The sequence below is a fragment of the Xanthobacter sp. BG11Y11_SDJG genome, assembly GCF_057364445.1.
Window position 1 is genome coordinate 1 of the sequence record NZ_JBNFNU010000633.1, and the last position, 1,555, is coordinate 1,555.

General features: G+C 70.7%; 1 protein-coding gene. It reads left to right on the forward strand.

Annotated elements, in window-relative coordinates; genetic code table 11:
* Positions 1–366 precede the first annotated feature (366 nt).
* Complete coding sequence (locus AC2W7M_RS25200; protein ID WP_486135815.1) at positions 367–1,329, forward strand: AEC family transporter; 963 nt, start codon at positions 367–369, stop codon at positions 1,327–1,329.
* Positions 1,330–1,555: the final 226 nt, after the last annotated feature.

The window sequence follows — 1,555 nt, forward strand, 5'->3', positions numbered from 1 at the left end:
GCGCCCTGTGTGCGGCAGGCCATCCTCGCCCCGTCATGCCCCGGCGCGGCCGTGGCTTCCGCCGGGCCGCCACCCTGCCGCCGAAGCCCAATCGCCGGCCCGGCCGCGGAGTGGATCCCCCCGGACAAGCCGGGGGGATGACGGTGGCGATTGAGGATCGCGCCCGGCCGGCCCCCCACCCCTGACCCCTCCCCCGCAAGCGGAGAGGGGACGCGAACGGCGAGGTCCGGGTCTATGGCGGACGGCGGCCGATGCCCGCCCGCGCATAAGCCGAGGCCGAGCCATTCCCCGCGCGCGCTTTCCATCGCGCCGCTGCGCCGCTAGCTTCGCCGCGCCCTTCCAGCCCGCGGCAGCAGGACCCCGCCCGTGACCGACCTCATCGGCCTCGCCTTTCCCTTCTTCGGACTGATCTTCCTCGGCTATTTCTGCGGGCGCGTGGTGAAGCTGCCGGAGGCGGGGCTCGCCTGGCTGTCCTTCTTCATCATCTATGTGGCGCTGCCGGCGCTGTTCTACCGCATTGTCGCGCAGACGCCGTTCGAGGAACTGGCCAACGGCGCCTTCATCCTCGCCGTCATCGCCTCCACCGCCACCTGCGCGGTGATCGCGCTGGCGCTGGGGCTGTTCTTCCGCAAGGGCAATATCGGCGAGGCGGCCATCGCCACCACGGTCGGCGCCTATGCCAATGTGGGCTATATGGGTCCCGGCCTCACGCTCGCCGCGCTGGGGCAGGGGGCGGCGACGCCGGCGGCGCTGATCTTCGCCTGCGACAGCGTGTTCTTCTTCACGCTGGTGCCGCTGCTGATGGCCATGCGCGGCGGCCAGCATGAGAGCCTCTGGACCACCTTGGGCATCATCGTGAAGCGGGTGCTGACCCACCCGTTCAACATCGCCACTTTGCTCGGGGTGCTGGCGGCGGCGATCAAGTTCCAGGAGCCGGCGGCGATCGCCAAGATGCTGGACTTCCTGAAGAACGCCGCCGCGCCCTGCGCTTTGTTCACGCTCGGCGTCACGGTGGCGCTGCGGCCTCTGAAGCGCGTGCCCGCGGAACTGCCGCCGCTGCTCGGCCTGAAGCTGCTGGTGCACCCGGCCATCGCGCTGGTGTCGCTGTCGATCTTCGGCGGCTTCTCGCCCGCCTGGACACAGACCCTGCTGCTGATGGCGGCGCTGCCGCCGGCGCTCAACTGCTTCGTCCTGGCGCGCCAGTACCACACCTATGTGGAAGAGGCCTCCGCCGCCGTGCTGGTGGGCACGCTGGCCTCGGTGGTGACGGTGACGGGCATGCTCTATCTGCTGCGCGAGCAGCTCATCCCGCTCGATCTGTTTCCCTGAAGCCGGCGCGAACGGCTCCCGCCGCGCGTCTCACATACCCCCCGTCATGCTCCGGCTTGACCGGAGCATCCATGCGCCTCAGGTGTGAGTGGCGGCAGGGAAATGGGCCCTCCGGTCAAGCCGGAGGGCGACGGAGCTTGGGCAGCCAAGCGGGGATGAACCACCCGATGGGGCGAGCGGCGCGGCGCCTCACGCCGCCCGGCTGCCGACGCCGAGGCGCATCACC